Origin of the sequence: Planococcus sp. MB-3u-03, assembly GCF_002833405.1 — a bacterium.
In the GTDB taxonomy this organism is placed as follows: Bacteria; Bacillota; Bacilli; order Bacillales_A; family Planococcaceae; genus Planococcus.
On record NZ_CP025135.1, the window covers coordinates 2,367,365 to 2,388,295 of the forward strand.

Genomic DNA, 20,931 nt, shown 5'->3' on the forward strand with positions numbered 1-20,931 from the left:
TTAAGGAGGAAAAGTGCCATGGTAGTACCTACAAAACAAGCGGTTCCGGACATTTTCTTTACGCCTGAATGGAACAAAGCATATGCCGAACATGAAGGCGGTGAGTTTCACCAGTTCGAATGGAAAAGTGAGCGGGGCCATATTATCTACCCGTTCATTCGGCGCCCGGTGCCGCTATTGGAAGGTTGGTTCGATACAATTACCGCTTTCGGCCAAAGTGGGCCAGTCATTGTGACTGCACGGCAAGAAGAGCGCAGCGCTTTAGTGGATGAGTTTGATACGGCATTCCAGAGTTACTGCGAACAGCATCGCATCGTTTCTGAATACATCCGCTTCAGTTCCTGGATCAACAATGCGCAAGACTTTTCCCCGCATTATGGCCTGGATATGCGCGGCATCGTCATGTATATCGATTTGACGGTCGACGATCCGTTTCTCCATGAATTCTCATCGGCTGCCCGCCAGCAAGTGCGGCGCGCGTTGAAAAACGGCGTGACAGTGGAATATGATTTCACCGGAGACACATTGGATGATTTTTGCCGGTTGTACAGCCTCACTGCTGAACGCAATGAATTCCCAGAACATTATCTATTCGAACCTGAAATGTTAAAAGAATCTTTCAAGCATCTAGAAGGCAAGCAATTTCTGCTCAATGCAAAATACGACGGCAAAACCGTCTCTTCCGCGCTGATCGTCCATCACGGCGATTATATGCATTATCATTTGGTCGCAAACGATCCCGTTTATTTCAGCTGTGCCGGAAATTCACTGATCATGGCGGAAGCATGCCGCTATGGAAAAGAGCATGGATTTTCCCAATTTCATTTGGGCGGCGCCTCGACAGATGCCCTTTACCGCTTTAAACGGCGTTTCACCAAAACACAACCGCTTGAAATCTTGACCGGCAAACGCATCCGCAACAGCGATATGTACGGCAGGCTGACCGAGCTGAAAAGACTCCAATATGGCATCGAAAACACTGGTCATTTCCCTTTATACCGGGGATAAAAAAAGCGCTGGACCCGAAATTGGGGTCTGGCGCTTTTGTGTTGTTTAAAGCATAAAGAAACAGCGGAAAATGGTCCCCACTGTCTGATCTTTATCATCAAGATGCATTTACTTTTGCTGGCTGGAAACGGGCCATGATCATATCACTGCCACCTTCAGAGCGTATTTCCAGTGTCCTGTAGATCCGTTCGATGGTTTCCAGAAGCGCCTGCTGAGATTTTGCGACCACATTGAACCGGCCAAACATTTGCGAATAAGAACCCGTCCGCTCGATTACTTCGCCTTCGGAACGGTTGATGACGCAGGAAACCACTTCCGGCATTGCTTTCACTGCTTCCAAGCCGCGAATTTCCGTAATTGTGCCTGGACCGAGCAAAATAGGCAAATTGGCAGAAGGATACGGCATCGGTGCGTGATCGAATTGCTCGATTGGATGACTGTCCGTATTTTCGCCAACCGAGAAATCGAGCATCATTTCCAGTAAATGGACGCCTGTCTGCTTATGGATAATATGATAATGCTGCTCTCCGCTAAAACGGAAGCCCATCTCGTATACATAGATTTTGCCGCCGCTGTACATCGTTTGAATAAACACCAAGCCATTTCTAATGCCCATATTGCAGATCATATTTCGCACCGCAGGATCGACTTCCTTTATATATTGCGGCTGATGTTGCGAAGGAAACAGCATCGCCACAGGAAGCGGCGGGTGTTCTTTTGATTGCTTATAAGTGAAGCGGTCAGTAACGGCAGTCAGGACGAGATGGCCATCCCGCGCAGTATAGAATGCCTGGACGCCGATGTCTGAATCAACAAAGCGCTCGAGCATAATTTTCCCCGATTTCGATTCCCCGACTGCCTTTCGGACCCCCTTTGTGAGTTCCTCTTCCTCATAACACACCGTGATTCCTTTGCTTGCATAGCTGTCGACCGGCTTGACGATGACCGGAAATTCCACCACAGGGAGCTCAGGGTCCTGAACCGGGTCACATTCGTATTCTTCAATGACCGGCACACCAAATGTCCGGCAATATTCCTTGAAACGGTCTTTATGCGAAGTGATTTCGAGCTGTGCAGGCGTGGCATAAAACGGCAAATGGAGCGTTTTGCACAATGCGACTGCATGCCATGTGTTGATATCGTCAAAAGCAGTGAACACGCCATCGATTCGCTCTCTCCTGCCGATTTCAGCAAGCTTCCGGATATCTGCAGTACTGATGTCATACGATTGGTCGGCAATTTTCTTCGCTGGCGAACCGACCATATTGTCGGTGACGATTGTGTAGTAGCCCATGCGTTTGGCTGTCTCTACCACATTGACCATATGGAATGTGCCGCCAAGGATTAAAATTTTCTTTTATCCATCTAAAACCCTCCACTTCGCAAATATCATGTACATATAGTATAAGTTCTAATACAAAATAACTAAATAACTCGATAAGCGTAATACAAAAAATACCAATTAAAAGCAGAAACGTCAATAAAAATCTGAAAATTCAGGTATAAACTCCTTTTAAGTTAAAGGCGTCGTATGTGACACCATCCAACTCTTATCGCTCCTATTGTAGTAGGCGGTGATTTTATAGCCGATTCCTGCAGGCGCCAGTACGCCTTCACTTCCCGGCCGGTTATTGACCTTAGCGTTATCGCAGACGAGCCGCACTTCCTGTCCGCCGCTGTGTTCGACGAAGATTTCCACTTCTTCGCTGAATTTATGGGTCGGGGCTGGCGGCAGTTTGACGGTTTCCGCTTCGGACGCCCCGTTTTTCTTATTGACTGTCATGCGCGGCTCGTCTTTCATATCGATCGGCGAGCGCCCGCCTTCAGGCACATATTGATGCAATCGCCCGTTGTAAAGGATGCTCGTCGTATCGTATTGGTATTCTTCATTATATAAAGAAGTGATCGAGGCAAGGCCGTCGCCCATGCCGTCGCGCGGTTTCGCGAGGAGCGGCTCGATGATGCTGAGCCCTGCCGCATAATCGAGCAAGACATTGGCATAGCCATTGTTTTCGAAATAGCTATGGTTGATGCTGCCGGAATACGCTGGCGTCGTATTGATTGCGCCGCTGCCGATATGGATGCCCGAGATACCGTTCGAATCGAAATTGCCGCCTTGGATATGGTGGCCATAAAGCCCGCGCACCATCAGACCGGTCGCTGCGTTGCCGACAAAATGGCAATCGTAAATCCCGTAGACATTATTATCGCTGCCGCGGTCCGTCTGCAATCCGCAGCCGAGATGGATTTTATACGGCGTTCCCGGTGAAATGGTTTCTTTCAAAGGTGGCGACACCGTAATACTGCGCGGGCCAACTTCATCGATGTGGTAGACAGACCCTTCCCCGGAGCCCACTTTGAAATAAGCGCCGACATGGACGTCACGCGCGGCTGGGTCGAGCCTCATGAATGAAATATTCGTCCCCCGCCCTGAAGCCCCGCTCCCTTCGATGACCGAGCCATTTTGCGAAAACTGGCACAGCCGGTCGAACACACATAAATTATTATTGCCTTCTTCTAGAATCTGCAAGCCGTGGACCGATCCCCACATGAACGCGGCGCCTGAGAATAATTTATCGCGGATTTCACTTGCGACCATGCATACTTTGGCCAGTTGTGTATAGCCGTTTTCGGGGTCAGTCCCCATGAACTGGATGCCTTTGACCGAACCGCTGCCACCACGCATGCGCACCAAATAATCCATCGGTTCAGACGGTGCGATGCGTGTCGTCTCAGAACTATGCCCGATCCACGATACAGCTGCCCCCATGCCCCATTCCGGCACTTCGATGGGACCGCTGATGCGATACAATCCTGGTGGAAAGAATAGATTGCCGCCTTTACTCGTGCCATATGCGGCATCGATCGCTTTTTGCAGCGCTTTCCGGTCATCGGCTTTGCCGTCGCCGATCGCTCCGTATGATTTCACGTTGAATAATTGGTCTGCAGTCTTTTTCGGACTCCACATTTCGCGGACGATATCCTCTTTATTGCGCGGAAGCAATTCTTTCTCCCTCGGTTTTTTCCAAAATGCCATGATTGTGCCGCCCCTTTGTTCACTGAATGTCGTACGACGATTCTACCTGCTAAATGTTAAAAAACGGTTAAAAAATTTTAAAATGAAAAACAGCTCCCAATAACCGGAGTTGTGCCGGCGAGAGCTGCCCATGAAAAGTTCTATTTTACTAAGGTCGGTGCATGGCCTTTCATCAATTCCATTCGTTCAATCAGTGCCGCTGCCCGCAGCACTTTCTCTTCTTCAAAAGCCGGACCCATGATCTGCAATCCTACTGGCAAGCCGTCTTTCACCCCCACTGGAATGCTGAGTGCCGGTAAGCCGGTCAGATTTCCCGGCCCCGTAAAGCGGATTACTTCATCCAAGAAACTTAATTCCTGGCCGTTGACATCCACTGTCTGTGAACCGATCGGCGGCGCGAGGAACGGCAGGGTCGGGCTGATCAGCACATCGACGCTGTCAAACGCCGCGGCGAATTCCAGATCGAGTTTCCGCCGGATCTGCTGGGACTGGACGTAATCGACGCCGCTCATCAATTCTCCGACTTCCAGTAAAAAGCGCACGTCTTCGCCGAATTTCTCCGGCGATTTCAATAAATTCGCATGATGCACAGCGCTCGCTTCTGTCGTGATCGTCACGAGCTCCGCAAATTCCGCCTGCTTCAAGGACGGAATACTGACAGGCTTAATGACCGCGCCCGCATCTTCCAACTGTTTCAACACAAGCCGCACTTGTTCATCCACGCGGCTATCGACGTTTTTAAAGAAATATTCCTCCTCAACGCCGATGACTAGATCTTTCGCATCGCTTTCCAATAAACCTGAGAAATTCTTCGCCTGGCGGTCGATCGAAGTCGGGTCTTTCGGATCGTAACCGCTTAATAATTCCAATAGTAACGCCGCATCGTACACCGTCTTTGTCATCGGCCCGATATGATCGAGCGACCAGGCGAGCGGGAAGCAGCCGTATTTCGAAATGCGCCCATGGGTCGGCTTGAGCCCGATAATGCCGCAGCTGGATGCCGGGATGCGGATCGAGCCGCCCGTATCCGTTCCGAGCGACGCAATCGACATATGGGAAGCCACCGCAGCACCCGATCCGCCGCTGGAGCCGCCTGGAATCTTCGTTAGGTCCCACGGGTTTTTGCACGGCCCGAAATGCGGATTGGTCGTCGTCGCGCCCCACGCATATTCGTGCATATTGAGCTTGCCGGTGAATGTCACACCCGACATCTTCAATTTCGAGACGACCGTCGCATCGAAATCCGCCACGAACTCACTGTGGATGCTCGATCCCATCGTCGCCTTCTCGCCTTTAAAATACAGAATATCTTTTAGTGCCATCGGTATCCCATGAAGCGCGCCGCGATAATTGCCGCTTTGGATTTCCTGTTCAGCCTGGGCGGCAGCTTCTAGTGCTTGTTCCTTTTGCACGCTTATATACGCATTGATGTCCCCGTCGTACAAATCGACGTTTGCCAATACCCGCTCCGTCAACTCGACAGGCGACACCTGTTTCGATTGGATGAGCGGCGCCAGTTCCCCGATGGATTTCTGCGCGAGTTCATTGCTCATTTCTGCTCACCTCCGGGAATATGCGTCAAGGCCATATCCAGGTCTTTCAATTGTTCCTGGTTCACCGTCTTGCGCAGCTCCTCGAATCCTGCCATCTGGCCGGCGAGCATTTCTTTATGATGATCCGGGACGTTGATGCCTTTCCTCTCCAAAACTTCGTGAATGTCGAACGCCACATGAATCCCCCATTCCTGAATTTTTTCTGAGGTGTAGGTCCTGCTGATTACCGACAGTTTACCATTCTTCTGTGTAAATTAACAGATTGTTCTGAAATCAAATAGTTTGCAATCGAATTTAAAAGCAGTGATTAGAAAAGCTTCCGCTTTTCGACTGCGTTGCAGGGGCACGCTTTCCGGAGGGCTCGCATTGAGCCGCTTCGTCGCTGCGCTCCTGCAGGGTCTCAATTGTCTCGCTATTCCTCCCGGAGTCGGCCCCTTCCACTCCGTCTTTAGTTTTAGAGTGGAAGATAAATTTTCAATCCACTCAATATAGAATATAAAAAGGCATCATACTTTGTATCTCCAGACATCGTGACCGAGATATTTGTAATTGCTAGTCCTAGTCCACCAACAAATTTTCGATTCAAGCCTCTATATGCCAGGTGGTATGGGCCGGGAAGCGATTTCCCCGCTAGCCGGCAACTCCATATAGAAGTAGATTTAGTTAAACACACCCGAATTGACGAAGTCTTTTAGCCGACCGGCGCTAAGGGTGAGCCGATGCCGAAAGACAGGCGCTCTTACTGGCTTTCGGCAAGAGGCCAACTCAAAGCCAGGAGGCGACTACCAAAATGAAGCTTAAATGGCACTCAGGAACAATTCCACTATTAATACCCTGCATGCTTCCTTTAATTCTGCCCTGGAAAACCCTTCAGCAATTAGCCAACAAAAAAAGAAGACACAGCCAAGGCCGCATCTTCTATCAACTACTATTTATTTCGCCGTCACGCCGCCGTCTACTGGAAGCTCGATGCCCGTGATATGGCTCGCTTCATCCGATGCGAGGAACAACATCGCATTGGCGACTTCGGTTGCATTGCCGAGCTCAGGAAGCGCAATTTGTGCGAGGAAATGCGGGCGGAATTTTTCACTTTCCATGTATTCCGCACTCATCGGCGTCACGATATACCCCGGATGAACGGAGTTGACACGGATGTTCTGTTTGCCGTAATCGACAGCCGCCGCTTTTGTAATCGACCGGACAGCTCCCTTGGATGCCGTGTAAACGCCCGCTCCTGACATGCCAGTCAACGCTGCGATCGATGACACATTGACAATCGATCCGCCCCCGTTTTTAATCATGTGTGGAATCGCCAGCTGCATGCCGTACATAACGCTGTTCGTATTGATTGCAAAGCCCTTCGCAAAATCTTCTTCGGTTTGGTCCAGGAAATCTTTAGCCACGGAAATGCCCGCGTTATTGACGAGAACATCGATCTTGCTGAAAGTTTCAACGGTCTGGCTGATGACGGACTGCCAATCTGTTTTGTCCGCCACGTTCTGCTTCATCGCCACTGCTTCAAATCCCGCTGCTCGTACATCTTGCGCGACCTTTTCCGCCGCTTCCACATTAATGTCAGTGGCGACGACTTTCGCTCCTTCTTTTGCAAACAAGCGCACAGCCGCTTCTCCCATGCCAGATCCGCCGCCCGTGATAATGGCTACTTTGTTTTCCAATCTCATTATAATCACCTCGAATTAAATTTTGATAGTCTGACTATCAATTTATTTCAAGTATACTCTCGCAATGCCATTACTTCAATTAAAGCGCTATACTAAAAGCAAGGAGTGAAAACGACATGCCATCAAAACGACAAGAAAACAAACAACTGCAAACCGATAAAATCGTTGAAGCCGCAAAAGAACTCTTTACAGAACGCGGGCTGAACGACGTGCAAATGAAAGACGTCGCCGAACGCGCCGGTGCCGGCGTGGCGACGGTCTTCCGCTACTTTCCGAAAAAGGACGAATTGATCGTCGAAGTCGCCATCCGCTCACTGGATGCCGTGGAAGCTGAATTCCAGCGCATCATTTCCATGAAATCAAGCGCCTTCGAACGGCTGGAACAATTGCTCGATACTTTGCTCGATGCACAAAAAGCTGAACAATATAAATCCGCACGTTTCCGGGAAGCATTCGAAAGCTATGCCTCGTTCCGCACCGAACCGCTTCCTGAGATTGACCGCTACTTGGCAAGGCAGCGCCAGATCATGGATTTGCTCGAACCGCTCATTCAAGATGGCCAACGAGACGGCTCCATCAATAGCTCAATTCCCGCTAAACCGCTTATCGTCACCATCATCAACAGCTATTCAAGCTTCACGAACAACGTCGCCTTAAAATCGTCCATCTCTTACCTGGACGAAGACATCCAACCCGAAACCCAGCAAAAAGTCTTGAAGAAAATTCTGCTCGACTATTGCAGGGCTTAATAAGAAAGCTAAATTGATATCTCTCTCCTTTTCAGCTCATCAGTTGATCCCATCTCCCATTTCCAAAACCAATCATTACTAGATGCCATAACAGGGAAGCGATTTCCCCACTAGCCGGCAACTCCATATAGAAGCAGATCACATTAAACTTGAAATGATCATTGCAATCTCTCAGCTGCCTAGCGCCAAGGGTGAGCCGACGCAGTAAGACAGACGTTCTTCCTGGCTTACTGCCAAAGGCCAACCCAAAGCAGGGCAGCGACTATTTAGTTGAAACACAAACTGAAGAACGGAACAGTTGAGCAAGCAAACACTCGCTATCCGCTCAACATCTGCCCAGGGAAGCGATTCCCACACTAGCCGGCAACTACATATAGAAGCAGTTCCAACTAAACACGCTTTATCCACCGAAATCTCTCAGCCGACCAGCGCCAAGGGTGAAGCGAAGCCGTAAGACAGGCGTCCTTTCTGGCTTATGGCGGGAGCTCAACCCAAAGCAAGGCGGCGACTACCTAGGTGAAATAAAACAGAAGCACGGAACAGTTCTACACACAAACACTCACTATCTTGCTAAGACTAGCCAGGGAAGTGAGTCCCCCACTAGCCGGCAACTGTATATAGAAGCAGATTCACTTAAGCTTAAAATAATCAATGCAATCACTCAGCCGCCCAGCGCCAAGGGTGAAGCGAAGCAGTAAGACAGGCGTTCTTCCTGACTTACGGCGGGAGCTCAACCCAAAACAAGGCGGCGAATAGCAAAATGGAACCCGAGCAGAAGCAATGGAACTATTACACAATATAATCCCGCTATCTTCATTCAAAACAAAAAAGACGCAGCTCATCGCTGCGTCTTTACACATTCAATATAAAATCGGTGTATGGAACATCCCGTCCGGCTGCTCCAGATACTTGTCCCACACCCTTGCTGCCTTATCGGCAGGAAGTGGCCGGCTGAAATAATAGCCTTGACCGATGACTTCATATTGCCGCATCAAAGTCACTTGCTCAATCGTCTCGAGGCCTTCCACGACAACGTCCGCCCCCAGGTTTTTCCCGAGCTCGATAATGGTCGCCAGGATCGCCATGCTGCGGTCGCTGCCGAGCACTTCGTCGACTAAGGACTTGTCGATCTTCAATGTATCAATCTGGATATTCTTGACCGCGTTGAGCGATGAATATCCAGTACCGAAATCATCGATCGCCAGCTTGACGCCGATTTCCTGCAGCTCTTCAACCAATGCCGCTGCAGTATCGAGATCGATCATGACACTTTCGGTGATTTCGATTTCCACGCATTTGGCAGGCACGTTCGTGGCGATTAAAATGCGCGCCACTTTTTCAGCAAACTCCGGATCCAGAAATTGCTTAGCGGATACGTTGACCGACACGTGGATATCTGGCCGGCCTTCCCGGCGCCAGGCACTCAATTGCTGGCAGGCTTCACGCAGCACCCATTCGCCGATTGAATGAATCGCACCGCATTCTTCAGCGACAGGGATGAATTCAGATGGCGGAACGGCGCCCAGCGCAGAATTCCAACGAAGCAAGGCCTCGAATCCGATGACCTGCCCGCTTAATAACTCGACTTGCGGCTGATAATGGACCGAGAACTCCCCGTTCACCAAAGCTTGCTGCAACGCCGACGTTATTTCCTGCTTGCGAATCGAGCTGTCCAGAAGCTCAGGGGAAAAGAATTCATAGCTCTCCTTACCGGCGCTTTTCGCCATGAATAGCGCCAGGTCCGCTTGCTTGATCAAACTCTCCTCGTTAAGCTCCGTAATTTTTTGGCAGCTGATACCGAGACTGATGCCGGAAGCCACAGACCGTTCCCCTATCTGTATCGGCTCCTCCATCACCAGTAAAATGCTTTGGCAAAGACGCTCCATGTAGGATTTTTTGGCATTGGGCACCGCAAAGACAAATTCATCCCCGCCGAGCCTGGCGAGCGTGATGGTTTTCGGCAGCACCGAATTCAAGCGCTCGACGACTTTTTTCAAAAACTGGTCGCCGCCATCATGGCCGATCAATTCATTGATCGATTTAAAATCATCAAAATCGAGAAGCACGACGCCGATCGACTCCACTTTGCCGTCTGGTGAATCCATCAACTCCCGGAAATGCGCAAAAAACCAATGGCGGTTCGGAACACCCGTCAACTGGTCGGTATACGCGAGCGTCCGGAATCGGCTTTCGCTTGCTTTCACTTGCTGCAGCAGCCCGGTCTCAGTTTCCAGCGCATGCAAATCGACGAGAGCCAGATTCGCTGCAGACAACAGCAGCAAGGCAACAATCGAAGCGACAAAAACAGCCATCGTGATAGCCCCCATGCCATCAGCTGTCGCTTCCGGAAGAGCCATATTGGAATAGAAGGTTCTTGTTGAAGTGTAATACAGCAAAGTGAGCACGAACCCTAAAATAGTGGCGTTTTTAAGCCGCTGTTTTTCTGTCACTTGGGTCGTATTGGTCTTCATTACGAAGCGGAAGCTGAAGTAGCTTATTCCCAGTACAGTGATTGCCGACAATACATAATAGCCTGGCGAAATCGCCCAAAACCGGACGTCCAATACGCCCGATAACCCAAGAAAATGGACTGCTTTCATAAAAAATGCCGTGACGAGAACCCGTTTCGCCATGTCACTGCGGTTGTTGATGTTTTTTGGCAGGATTTTCAAGACATAAATTGCCAATACGCAGGCTGTAAACAGTGCGAGGGCAAGTAGCCAATAGCGCGGCGTAAACTGGTATTCCGCCATAAAGGTCAGAATGCCGATTACTTGAATGCCAAAAAACCCACTGCCCAAAGCCAGCACCGCCAGCAGATTGGAGCGGGAATTAATAGCCTTTTTCCGCTTGCTTACGTATTCAATCAGGATCAACACGGTGTAGCTCGTCGCTATGGAAACGATGATTGATAAAAAGATTAAACTGATATGTGGGAACATATCCATGGCAAACCTCCTGACTTGGCGAACCAAAAAATGTTGTTTAGCTAACTATTTTGATGCTTTCAGAAGGAAATCCCTTGATAAAAGGACTTTATAACCATCATTAAAATTCATCAGTGATTCTTATAACTCTTATTTCTGGAATATAGTAAACATTATACCTTCGATTCCCTCCTTTTCACATAGACCTTAATGCCTGCTGCTATCTCTTAAATTTATCCATCACACGAAAAACAATGTCGTTTATCCTACCATCCGCGCTTATTGAACGTTTTTTTCGGAAATTAAAAAAGCGCCGCCCTCGCAGCGCCGCCTCTTTTCCTCCATTATTCCCCTGATTTCCCGTTGCTTCCTTTCTTCTTCAACGTCACCGTCATCCCAGCTTCTGCTTTGCCGGCAACAATGAACTGCAACAGGCCGCCTGTCTCGACTGCCCCGACCACGTTCAATTCAATCGTCTCCACTTCATAGCCTTCAAAACCGCGCACCATCTCTTCCAACTTGTCCCGGGAAATCGGTGCGTGCTCGCCGCTTTCAGTTGCGGTTGCCATCTTGAATTGCTTGCTGTTCATGCCGTTGCCCTGAGCTTGGATATCAGTTACTTGATTTTCCTCAATGACCGGCAGCCAGATGAACGGCTCCTTGGATTCAGCCATGCCCATTCCCCCTTTCGTATTGTCTCCTATATTCCATATTTTCTGCCAATTTCCTGCCGCGGGGTGACCAATGGACATTTTTCCCTTAGAATGGAGAGAGACACATCAAAACGCATCAAGGAGGAAATGGGATGGCAACTTTAAGCGACATCGCGCTAGCTGATGATTTAGGGCAATTTGAAATAAAAGAAATTTACGGGGCGACCCACCAGCTCCTGCAGGAAATGCAACAAGCGAAAGCCGAAGCTTTCCCTGGCCGCATCAATGCCATGATCAATCATTTAAAGGAGCGCCTTCAAGGCAAAGCGGCATATCCGCTCGCCGTGCTGCTTGAGACGAGCTATCTATCGATCCAGCACCAGCTGAAAAAAGACTGGAACTCCGACTTGAAACAACGCCAATTGTATCTATACGACAATACGATCGAAACTTACCGCGGGCGCATTCCATCGAATGTCTGGAACCAAGTGTGCTTGAACTATGCGGAAACGCTTGTCCACACCGGGCGCTCGATCGATGCGCAAGCGGTCCTGAAAGAAATGGTCAAAGATGAAAACGATCCATCTTACCAGCGATTGAACGGCGAATTCGGCTGGACTTTGATTTTCTATTCGACTTTCCTGCCCGTCAAAGCCGAGCGCCTTGGCGCACTTGAAAAAGCGCTCGATTTATTCAAGACGGCCAAAACCGACATCAAAGATGAAAAAGGCCAAGCCCTTTACGACGAACGCATCAAACTTGCTGGGAACATGATCGATCAGCTCGGCGATGTGGATCCCGTGAAACTTGCCCAGCAGCCTGAACCAGCTGCCGACGAACAGCGCTACCTCAACTGGTGTGCCGAGCAACAATTATTCCTCAACAGCGGCAATGATATCGAGCCGGACACGATGGCGAAGCGCGATCTTCCGCTACGCATCCAGAACAATGCGTTCCTCGGCAATTTCCTGGATTCGTTGACGCATGAATTCACGGCGATGCGCCGTTCGCTCTACCTCGCAACGAACAGCGAAGAAGTCGCAGACGACCATAAGATGGACGGCGACAATACACGCTACACGAAACGTCATGAAGATTTGAAGCAAGTTTATCGCCAGGCCTATTCCCTGTTCGATAAAATGGCGCTTTTATTGAACCAGACGATGCAGCTCGGCGTGGAAGAGCCTCGCGTCAATTTCCAGCGCATCTGGTTCGAGGACGAAGACTTGAAAAAACCGCTTAAGCCATTTGTCCAAAACACGAAAAACGATGCCTTGAAAGCATTGTACTGGCAGTCGAAAGAAGTGTACGGCTATGAGAAATCGGATGAGCAAAGCTTGTTCGTGAAAAAAGCCTTGCACATCCGCAACCGCATCGATAATAGCTATTTGCAAGTGGTCGAAAAAGCGGAGCCGTTCGAAAAAGACAACGCCCGTGCACAAAGCCACCACATTACGGAAGCAGAGCTCGAACGCATGACGCTCGCCATGAGCCAAAAAGCGCGTAACGGCCTGATGTACTTGCAATTCGCCTTGGCGATCGGTAAGAAATAAGCAAATAGAAAAGCCGTGCAGCTTTTGCTGCATGGCTTTTTCAGAGTGTTGACGAAGGCTATAAATCCATTACGAATTAGAATGGAAGCTTTTTCTACAGTCAAAATCAATGGTCTGTCTAAGTATTTGGAGAAGCGTTCGCTCGACTCCAGTGGAGCAGCGTAAGCGACGAGACGACAGAGACCCGCAAGCAATGAATGAGCGAAGTTTACCTGAGCGCATTCATTTGCGACGCATCTGCCACGCAGATGTGGGAGCAAGCGGGTTTTCTGCGATGCTCGAACGTAGTGAGAGTTGAGCACAAGGGTTTCTTAGCGACTGAGGAGGCTTGGGCGCGAGCCCACGGAAAGCGAGCGATAAGCTTCGGAAAATAAAATTTCTCACCTTTCTCGACAGCCTGAGAAAAGCCGTGCAGTTTTTGCTGCACGGCTTTTTGTATGTATAAATCATTGTCCGTATTGCTGGATGGCGATGGTGACTTTATAGCTTGCGAACTCGCTGATGTCGTTCAAGAAATCGTCCAGTTGCTGGTGCGTCGGGAAATGGCATTCGATCAAATAACAGCCTTCGCCACTCGTTTTGAAATAGCGGCTGACCGTTTCGGGCCGGCGATTTAGGTCGTCGAGAAACTTCTGGTGACGGGGTTCGTGCATAATGGCCGTAACAAAGGCGTGTACGGAATAACCGAGTTTTTCTTTGGACACACGGATCGTATAGCCATCGATAATTCCCGCTTCCTCCAATTTCAAGACGCGTGCAGCGGTTGCTTGCCCGGTCAAATGCACTTTTTCGCCAAGCTCTTTCATTGTCATGCGGCCGTTGTGGGAAAGTTCACGCAGGATAAGTTGATCTGTCGGATCCATTACACGGTCAATTCCTTTCATTAATCAAGTGAAAACACCAAAAGACCTTCACGAGGCCATCGTCTCTATCGTGAATTTCAGTATATACTAGGGTCACTACTCATGAAAGGAGTTCGAATCATGAAAATCGAACAGATCCGCAACGCCACTTTACGCATCCAATACGCAGGCAAGCATTTCCTCGTCGACCCGTTTCTCGGCGATAAAGGAAGCTATCCACCATTCCCGAATTCCGCCCGACAAGATCAAAACAACCCTTTGGAGGAATTGCCGATTCCGAAAGAACAGCTCATCCAAGGAATCGATGCACTCATCATCACCCATCTTCACTTGGACCATTACGACGAAGCAGCCAAAGAGATCTTGCCGAAACATTTGCCGCTCTTCAGCCAAAATGAAGAAGACGCACAAGTGCTTCGCAACGACGGCTTCACGAATGTCACCATCCTCAGTGAAGAGACAAGCTTCGAAGGCGTCCGCCTGATCAAGACGCAAGGTGAACACGGCCGCGGCGACATCCTGAAAATGGCAGGTCTCGTCTGCGGCGTTGTCTTTAAACATGAAGACGAAAAAACGCTTTATATCGCAGGCGACACCGTTTGGTATGCGGGCGTCCAACAAGAAATCGATGCGCACCAGCCCGAAGTCATCGTCTTGAACGCTGGCGACAATCAATTCCTAGAAGGCGGCTCGCTTGTCATGGGCAAGGAAGACGTCCTACAAACGCACAAAGCAGCACCGCAAGCGACATTGATCGCAAGCCATATGGAAGCCGTCAACCACTGGGCCTTGTCCCGCGAAGAGCTAAAAGCTTTTGCAAACGAGCAAGGATTCTCTGATAAATTGCATGTTCCACAAGACGGCGAAGCATTCGAATTTTAATTGTCAAAAAGCCAGGAATCTGAATTCCTGGCTTTTTCATATGCAAAAATTAGACGATCGACGCCGCACGTTTTTTGCCGCAGCGCTTGCAGCGATACCAGCGCATAGCGGGAACTTCTTCGACCCGTTCCTGGCGCTCGAAATCATGGAACCCGATCCGGCACAGCCAATGCTTCTCGCGATTCCCCGCAAGCTGGCCAATCACCAGTAACAGCAAGCCTCCGCCAATGAAATAACCCGCAAATCCCTCCAAAGGCGCCAGCAACTCAGCATCCGCAAACAACAAAATAATTCCCATCAAAATAATAAAACCCGCTAAAGTCTTCATGAGCTTCCCCCTTAGAAAATCGACTATATATCAAATCTTGTTTAATATTCATTTACACATTTGCTACAAATGAACATGCATTTGCTTTTCTATTTTAAAACAAGAGATGAAGCGGAAAACGGCGACTCCGGGAGGATTAGCGAGACAATTGAGACCCTGCAGGAGCGCAGCGACGAAGCGGCTCAATGCGAGCCCTCCGGAAAGCGTCCGTTTGTAGCGGAATCTCCAAACTATATCCAATAAACACAAAAACCCCTTCTCAAAAGAGAAAGGGCCAAGTTTTATAATGTATTGCCTTCTGCTGGAATCGGATTCTCTTTCAGCATATTCGCTAAATGGTAGGTATTATACGCTAAGCGCTGGATCGCCGATTTGGAGAAGTCGTTGCCATGCCCCGCCTCCAAATACGACGGCCCTGGACCGGCTTCCCCGACCCAATACGCATCCACATTCGGCGGAATGACAAAGCCGATATGCGACAAGCCGTATAACAGAGATGCCGCCGCATGCTTCGCGCCATCTTCATTGCCGGTGATAGCTGCTGCACCGACTTTATTATAGAAAATCGCCTGGCCTTTATCGTTGGTCACGCTGCTCGATCCATACAAGCGTTCGATCGCTTGTGTGGCAAGCGAACTCTTTTCGCCGAGCCATAGCGGCGTCCCGACAATCAGGATGTCGGCATTTTTGACCAACTCCAGAATCTCCGGCCATTCGTCGCCGTCTTCCATGTCTTCCTCTACGCCGTAAGCGATGTAATAATCCGCCAACCGGATGATCTCCGACTCGACGCCGAGTTTTTTGTAATGGGTTTGAACGTCTTTCATGAACCCTTCAGTATTGGATTCTTCTTCTGAACTCTTCAATGAACAATTGAGAAATATTGCTTTCAAAGCCATGCAGGCACGTCCTTTCGTTTTCCGTCTCTCTCTAGCTTTCCCTGAAACGGTACGAAAAAAACATTAGTTCACATCATCGAATTCACGTGCGATGCGCTCCATCGCTTCTTGGATAAGCGGGCGCGGCGACGGGATGCAGATGCGCTGGAACCCTGCGCCTTCAGGGCCGAACATCGTGCCGTCTTCCAAAATGACATTCGCTTTATTATAGATGCGGTCGTGGATTTCCTTGTCCTCGAGCCCGTAGCCGCGGAAATCGAGCCACATGACATAAGTGCCTTCTGGAATGCGCACTTTCACTTTCGGCATGCGCTCTTTGAGGAATTCCTGCATCCATTCGAGCGTTCCGTCAAGGTATTCGTTCACTTGCCCGAGCCAGTCGTCGCCTTCTGTATAGGCAGCGATCAATGCTGCGACCGTAAACGGCGTCGGCAATTGCATGCCGAGTTCCACAGTGAATTTCTCGCGCAAGGCTTCATTTTCGATGATGACATTCGTGCAATGAAGCCCGGCCACGTTGAAGGTTTTATTGATGGCCGTGCAGGTGATGATATGGTCGGTCTCATCTGCAGCCAGAACCATCGGCGTGAAGGTTTGACCGCTGCGCACCAAGTCACCGTGGATTTCATCGGCGATGATCGTCACATTATGGCGCTTGCAGATGTCCGCCAGCTTGTTTGACTCTTCCGGCGTAAATACGCGCCCTGTCGGATTGTGCGGATGGCAATGAATGAATAATTTTGTATCTTCGTCTTTCGCGAGCTCCTCGAATTCTTCGAAGTTGATCGAGTAATGGCCGTCTTCATCCATGACGAGTGCGTTGTTCTTCACGACGCGCCCGTTGCCTTCGACAGCGGATGTAAACGGCGGATAAACCGGCCGCTGGATGATGACGCCGTCGCCTGCTTCCGTCAAGGCTTTCACGGCGATATTCAAGGCGTGCACCGTTCCCGGGCTGAAAACGATGTGTTCTTTGGCGATCGTCCAGTCGTAGCGCTTGTGGAAATATTGTTGGATGGCCTCAAAATACGTATCGGGCAAAATCGTGTAACCGAAGATGCGGTGGTCGACCGTTTTATGGAGCGCATCGACGATCGGCTGCGCGACCGGCAAGTCCATATCCGCCGTGAACAGCGGAATCGTGTCTTCATCGTAGCGGTCGGTGATGCCAAATTGCTTGATCAATTCCGCCCCGTCCCATTTCAGCGAATAGGTCCCGCGGCGTTCGACCGCTTCATCAAAATTATAGTTCATGCAAAAACTCCCTTTCTCGAATGGATTCAACACATCTAGTGTACCGCTCCTATCCAGTGAGTTGGTGAATTTTGCTTATGGTCAGCGCTCGAACTTCTTGAGCAAGTCGCCGCGCAGAACGTCATCCGAGATTTGCAGTTCTTTCGAGCCTTCCTTGAACGGCTCTTCGCAGGCTTCAACGCCCATCGCTTCGCCGGTCATGCGCCAGAAGCAGCTGCCGTTATCGTAAATCCCATCAGACGATGCGATAAAGCTCAATTCGCTCGTGATGAACGAGCCGTCGCGGAATGTCGCCCGCCCGCCTTCTGCATCCCACATATTGCGGCCGATGAAATTGTGCTGTGCAGGGTCGCCGCCGAGCACATCGATCAAGCTCGGTGCGAGGTCAAGCTGGCTCGCCACTTGGCTGAAGGTTTTCGGTTCCGCCCCTGGAATGTGAAGGATGAGCGGCACGTTTTTATTCGTTTCAAAATAGTTGAGCGGATCTTCCGCCTCGGTGAACTCCACGAACGCTTTCGTATTCGAAGTCATTCCCGTGCTATGGTCGCCGTAAATGACCAGCATCGTGTCATCGAGCATTCCTTTTTGCTCGAGGCCATCGACAAATTTGCCGATCGCCTGGTCGACATAATGGATCGACTGCAAATAATTCTTGAAATGGCGGTCCTGATAGCCGTCATAGCCTTCTGTATTAAGCAATTGCAAATCTTCCGGCATCTCGAACGGGTGATGGCTCGTCAGCGTCACGATATGCGAGTAGAACGGTTCCGTGAATGTTGCCATTTCCTCAAGTGATTGATCGAGCATCGCTTCGTCGTTGATCGCCCAGCCGATTACCTCCGCTTCCTCGAAATCATCGTCGGAATAGAACGTGTCGATGCCGAGTTGCGGATAAATGATGTAGCGGTTCCAGAAACTCGCTTTATACGGATGGAACACATTGGTCCCGTAGCCTTGATCTTTTAGAATCGCCGGCAGCGCGTCGTAAGTGTTTTCCGCATAAAGCATATAAGCGGAGCCTTCCGCTGTCGGGTATAAGGAAGTGTTCAACAGGAACTCGGCATCCGATGTGCGGCCGAGTGCCGTCTGTTCGTAAAAGTTCGGGAAATAGAGATTTTCTTGCGCCAAACGGTTCAAGTTCGGCGTGATCTCTTCCCCGTTCACTTCACGGTTCAGGACGAAATTCTGCAGCGCTTCCACTTGGAGCACGATGACATTCTTGCCGGACGCCATGCCGGAATAAGGGCCTGGCATGCGCTCGGCATTGCGCCCGTCGAACCAATCCTGCGTCTCGGAAATTTCGTCTTCGCTATAGACTTTGCGGTTAATGAAATTATCATCGATATAGCGCGTGATATTGGCGCTGTGGAATCCGAGCAAGCCGGTGAAATTATATACCCGCATATTCGAAATCAATTTATTGAACTGCCACTCGCCGCCGTCTTCCATCGATTTATTGAACGGCACCGCCGTCAATTGCCAGCCGAGCACGAGCACCAACAGTGCTGTCCCGACTTTCGCAAAGCCCGATGGTTTCGTGACAGCCGTTTTTTTCCGGCTGATAAACAGCCATAAAATCGCCATCAATAATACATCCGCCAATAACAGCGCATCGCTTAGGCGGAACAAGGCGAAAATACTTTCGCCGACATCGCCCACTTGGCGCATCTGCATTAAGACGGTCACGGAAATGATGTCTTCGAAATAACGGAAATACAAAGTATCTGCCAAAATGATGAAACTCAACACCAGATTAGTGATGGCCATCCAAAACAGCCGTTTTCGTCCGTGCAGCAGCAATAGCCAAAACGTCCCAAGCAGGATCGTTCCGACGCTGATCAACAGTACCCCTTCGAAGATCCGCTCACTATCGCCGCCAAACAGCCAGCCTACGAATTCTTCAGCATAGGCGAAGGGCCCGAGCGTCGTAAACAGCGTGCCGCTGACATTTGAAAAATAATACACCTTTCCGAGCAATAATAAGACAAATAACGCATAATCCCATTGGCTGAGCAAGTATTTCCCAGCCGTTTTATTTTTCCAATCACACAACGCCCTTTTCTTTTTCTCATAATATTACTACCATAAGGCTGATTCATTTTTCCATTATTTGAATATTTCTTTGAATTTCAGCTCACACTAATTTGATGTCAAAAGCGCATATCCTTCTATTGAAACGGGTAAAGGTTTCTATAGTTCATTTCAATTGAAAAGGAGGGATTTCGTGAAACATCTTATTGCACTCGCTATCAAATTTGTCATTATTACACTTGTCTTGCTCGTTATCCTCACGTGGGCATTTGATGTCAGCTTCATGAATACCTTGATGATCAGTCTTGCACTGACGGCGTTGTCCTATGCGATTGGCGACATTCTCATTTTCCTGAACGCCGGGCAACCAAACAATCAATCGTCGCGCAACACAATCGCCACGTTTACTGATTTCATCATGGCGCTGGCCGTTATCTTGCTGATTGGCTGGCTCTTGACCGGCGAATTTGCTGCTATGGTCGCCCCCGCACTCACTAGTGCACTCGTATTGTCGGCAGGCGAATGGTTTTTCCACCAATACGTCGACCGCAGCGTTGTACCGTGGTATAACGATTACAAATCAGCCAAGGGATAAAACTAAAAAGCACAGCGCTGTCTGTTTTAATGGCACAGCGCTGTGCTTTTTCGTATGCAAAATACACAGTTTCCGATATTTAATTTCCTTTGACAATGTCGCTTTTGCCTTGCTCATTCTTCTTGTAGCTTTGGATATACAATCCTTCATCTTCCGCCCACTCCGCATATAAAACTTCTTCAATTTCATTGATCCCTCGTGATCGAAGTTCTGCTTTCAGCCAGTCCAGGTCTTTTCCCAGATAACTTAAGATGCCTTTATTGACTTCTCCTTCATCGATGAATAAAAAATTCAAAGCTTTATCCTGCGGTTTCAAATTCAGCATTTCAGGCGTTACTTTATCTTGAGCTGCATACTTTTGAAGTGAAATCTCCCCGCCCGGCTCCAAGTATAGATCCTTTACTTCCCTGAACGAAAAAACACCCTGCTGCCTGAGCATGATGCGCAATTGTTCCATCTCCAGCCGGTTACGGTTCAGTTCCGCTACATTAAATTTACCGTCTTTCACCAAGATGGAGGATTCGCCTTTCAGCCAAACTCTTAACCAGTCCGACTTAAGTGTCGCTTTGCCTACCACATAATGAAGAGCTCCCCAAACGGCTACCGCAAACCACACATGACGCCAAGATGCTGTATCTTCGTAAATGCTTTCCTCCACAATGCCCCCAAGCACGATAGCATATATAAAATCGAACGGTGTCAGCTGGGCCAGCTCTTTTTTGCCCAGCAATCGAGCCATAACCATGAGCGCAATAAATCCAAAAAAAAGTTTCCCAGCAATATCCACATACATGTCGATTGCCTCCCTGTTTAGGTTTTTAGTTAGTTTGTACCCCTTTCTACCATTTTAAACCCTATCCTGCGAATACGAGGATATCGCCTAAATTAAAAAATCGCCGACAAGGTATAACTGTGCC

At 49.4% G+C, this 20,931-nt stretch carries 18 protein-coding genes; 5 read left to right on the forward strand and 13 right to left on the reverse strand.

All coding sequences use genetic code 11. The annotated features are described in order from the left end of the window. Positions 1–18: 18 nt before the first annotated feature. Positions 19–1,008: a GNAT family N-acetyltransferase gene (locus tag CW734_RS13165; RefSeq protein WP_101190913.1), complete on the forward strand. Its 990-nt coding sequence runs from the start codon at positions 19–21 to the stop codon at positions 1,006–1,008. A gap of 97 nt (positions 1,009–1,105) precedes the next feature. Here CW734_RS13165 and CW734_RS13170 read toward each other — a convergent pair whose 3' ends face one another. The 5 genes from CW734_RS13170 to CW734_RS13190 form a co-directional block, all read right to left on the reverse strand. After that, entirely contained in the window at positions 1,106–2,332 is a 1,227-nt protein-coding gene (locus CW734_RS13170) for an ATP-grasp domain-containing protein (RefSeq protein ID WP_101190915.1), read from the reverse strand. 189 nt (positions 2,333–2,521) lie between these two features. Continuing rightward, positions 2,522–4,045 (reverse strand): right-handed parallel beta-helix repeat-containing protein, encoded by a 1,524-nt coding sequence (locus CW734_RS13175; RefSeq protein ID WP_101190917.1) that lies wholly within the window; start codon positions 4,043–4,045, stop codon positions 2,522–2,524. A gap of 140 nt (positions 4,046–4,185) precedes the next feature. Next, a complete protein-coding gene (locus CW734_RS13180; protein WP_101190919.1) occupies positions 4,186–5,598 on the reverse strand; it encodes an amidase in 1,413 nt (470 codons plus the stop codon). Next, complete coding sequence (locus CW734_RS13185; protein WP_101190921.1) at positions 5,595–5,774, reverse strand: hypothetical protein; 180 nt, start codon at positions 5,772–5,774, stop codon at positions 5,595–5,597. Before CW734_RS13185 ends, CW734_RS13180 begins: the two co-directional genes overlap by 4 nt. 756 nt (positions 5,775–6,530) lie before the next feature. After that, a complete protein-coding gene (locus tag CW734_RS13190; RefSeq protein ID WP_101190923.1) occupies positions 6,531–7,280 on the reverse strand; it encodes an SDR family NAD(P)-dependent oxidoreductase in 750 nt (249 codons plus the stop codon). Positions 7,281–7,396: 116 nt separating this feature from the next. Between CW734_RS13190 and CW734_RS13195 the strand changes: the two genes are divergently transcribed. After that, positions 7,397–8,029 (forward strand): TetR/AcrR family transcriptional regulator, encoded by a 633-nt coding sequence (locus CW734_RS13195; RefSeq protein WP_101190924.1) that lies wholly within the window; start codon positions 7,397–7,399, stop codon positions 8,027–8,029. Positions 8,030–8,889: 860 nt separating this feature from the next. Here the strand turns inward: CW734_RS13195 and CW734_RS13200 are convergent. Together CW734_RS13200 and CW734_RS13205 are read right to left on the reverse strand one after the other, a co-directional pair. Next, entirely contained in the window at positions 8,890–10,977 is a 2,088-nt protein-coding gene (locus tag CW734_RS13200) for a bifunctional diguanylate cyclase/phosphodiesterase (protein ID WP_101190926.1), read from the reverse strand. Between the two features lie 323 nt (positions 10,978–11,300). Continuing rightward, positions 11,301–11,630 (reverse strand): hypothetical protein, encoded by a 330-nt coding sequence (locus CW734_RS13205; RefSeq protein WP_101190928.1) that lies wholly within the window; start codon positions 11,628–11,630, stop codon positions 11,301–11,303. A 131-nt stretch (positions 11,631–11,761) separates the two neighbouring features. Here CW734_RS13205 and CW734_RS13210 point away from each other — a divergent pair, with 131 nt between their 5' ends. After that, positions 11,762–13,162 carry an LA2681 family HEPN domain-containing protein gene (locus tag CW734_RS13210; protein WP_101190930.1) on the forward strand — a complete coding sequence of 467 codons (1,401 nt, stop codon included), beginning with the start codon at positions 11,762–11,764 and terminating at the stop codon, positions 13,160–13,162. A gap of 446 nt (positions 13,163–13,608) precedes the next feature. Here the strand turns inward: CW734_RS13210 and CW734_RS13215 are convergent, their stop codons facing one another. Next, complete coding sequence (locus tag CW734_RS13215; RefSeq protein WP_232787064.1) at positions 13,609–14,025, reverse strand: Lrp/AsnC family transcriptional regulator; 417 nt, start codon at positions 14,023–14,025, stop codon at positions 13,609–13,611. A 120-nt stretch (positions 14,026–14,145) separates the two neighbouring features. Here CW734_RS13215 and CW734_RS13220 point away from each other — a divergent pair, with 120 nt between their 5' ends. Next, on the forward strand, positions 14,146–14,907 hold the full coding sequence (locus CW734_RS13220) for an MBL fold metallo-hydrolase (RefSeq protein WP_101190934.1): 762 nt from the start codon (positions 14,146–14,148) through the stop codon (positions 14,905–14,907). Between the two features lie 49 nt (positions 14,908–14,956). On the opposite strand, the gene CW734_RS13225 is transcribed toward CW734_RS13220, so the two are convergent. The 4 genes from CW734_RS13225 to CW734_RS13240 form a co-directional block, all read right to left on the reverse strand. After that, complete coding sequence (locus CW734_RS13225) at positions 14,957–15,235, reverse strand: hypothetical protein (RefSeq protein WP_101190936.1); 279 nt, start codon at positions 15,233–15,235, stop codon at positions 14,957–14,959. Positions 15,236–15,516: 281 nt separating this feature from the next. Then, positions 15,517–16,134, reverse strand: coding sequence for a flavodoxin family protein (locus CW734_RS13230; protein ID WP_101190938.1), 618 nt, complete (start codon positions 16,132–16,134; stop codon positions 15,517–15,519). A gap of 63 nt (positions 16,135–16,197) precedes the next feature. Continuing rightward, on the reverse strand, positions 16,198–17,388 hold the full coding sequence (locus CW734_RS13235; RefSeq protein ID WP_101190940.1) for a MalY/PatB family protein: 1,191 nt from the start codon (positions 17,386–17,388) through the stop codon (positions 16,198–16,200). An 81-nt stretch (positions 17,389–17,469) separates the two neighbouring features. Then, positions 17,470–19,440: an LTA synthase family protein gene (locus CW734_RS13240; protein ID WP_101190942.1), complete on the reverse strand. Its 1,971-nt coding sequence runs from the start codon at positions 19,438–19,440 to the stop codon at positions 17,470–17,472. Between the two features lie 172 nt (positions 19,441–19,612). Here CW734_RS13240 and CW734_RS13245 point away from each other — a divergent pair, with 172 nt between their 5' ends. Then, on the forward strand, positions 19,613–20,014 hold the full coding sequence (locus tag CW734_RS13245; protein WP_101190943.1) for a DUF2512 family protein: 402 nt from the start codon (positions 19,613–19,615) through the stop codon (positions 20,012–20,014). Between the two features lie 79 nt (positions 20,015–20,093). On the opposite strand, the gene CW734_RS13250 is transcribed toward CW734_RS13245, so the two are convergent. Beyond that, positions 20,094–20,807 carry a DUF421 domain-containing protein gene (locus CW734_RS13250; protein WP_101190945.1) on the reverse strand — a complete coding sequence of 238 codons (714 nt, stop codon included), beginning with the start codon at positions 20,805–20,807 and terminating at the stop codon, positions 20,094–20,096. Between the last annotated feature and the right edge of the window lie 124 nt (positions 20,808–20,931).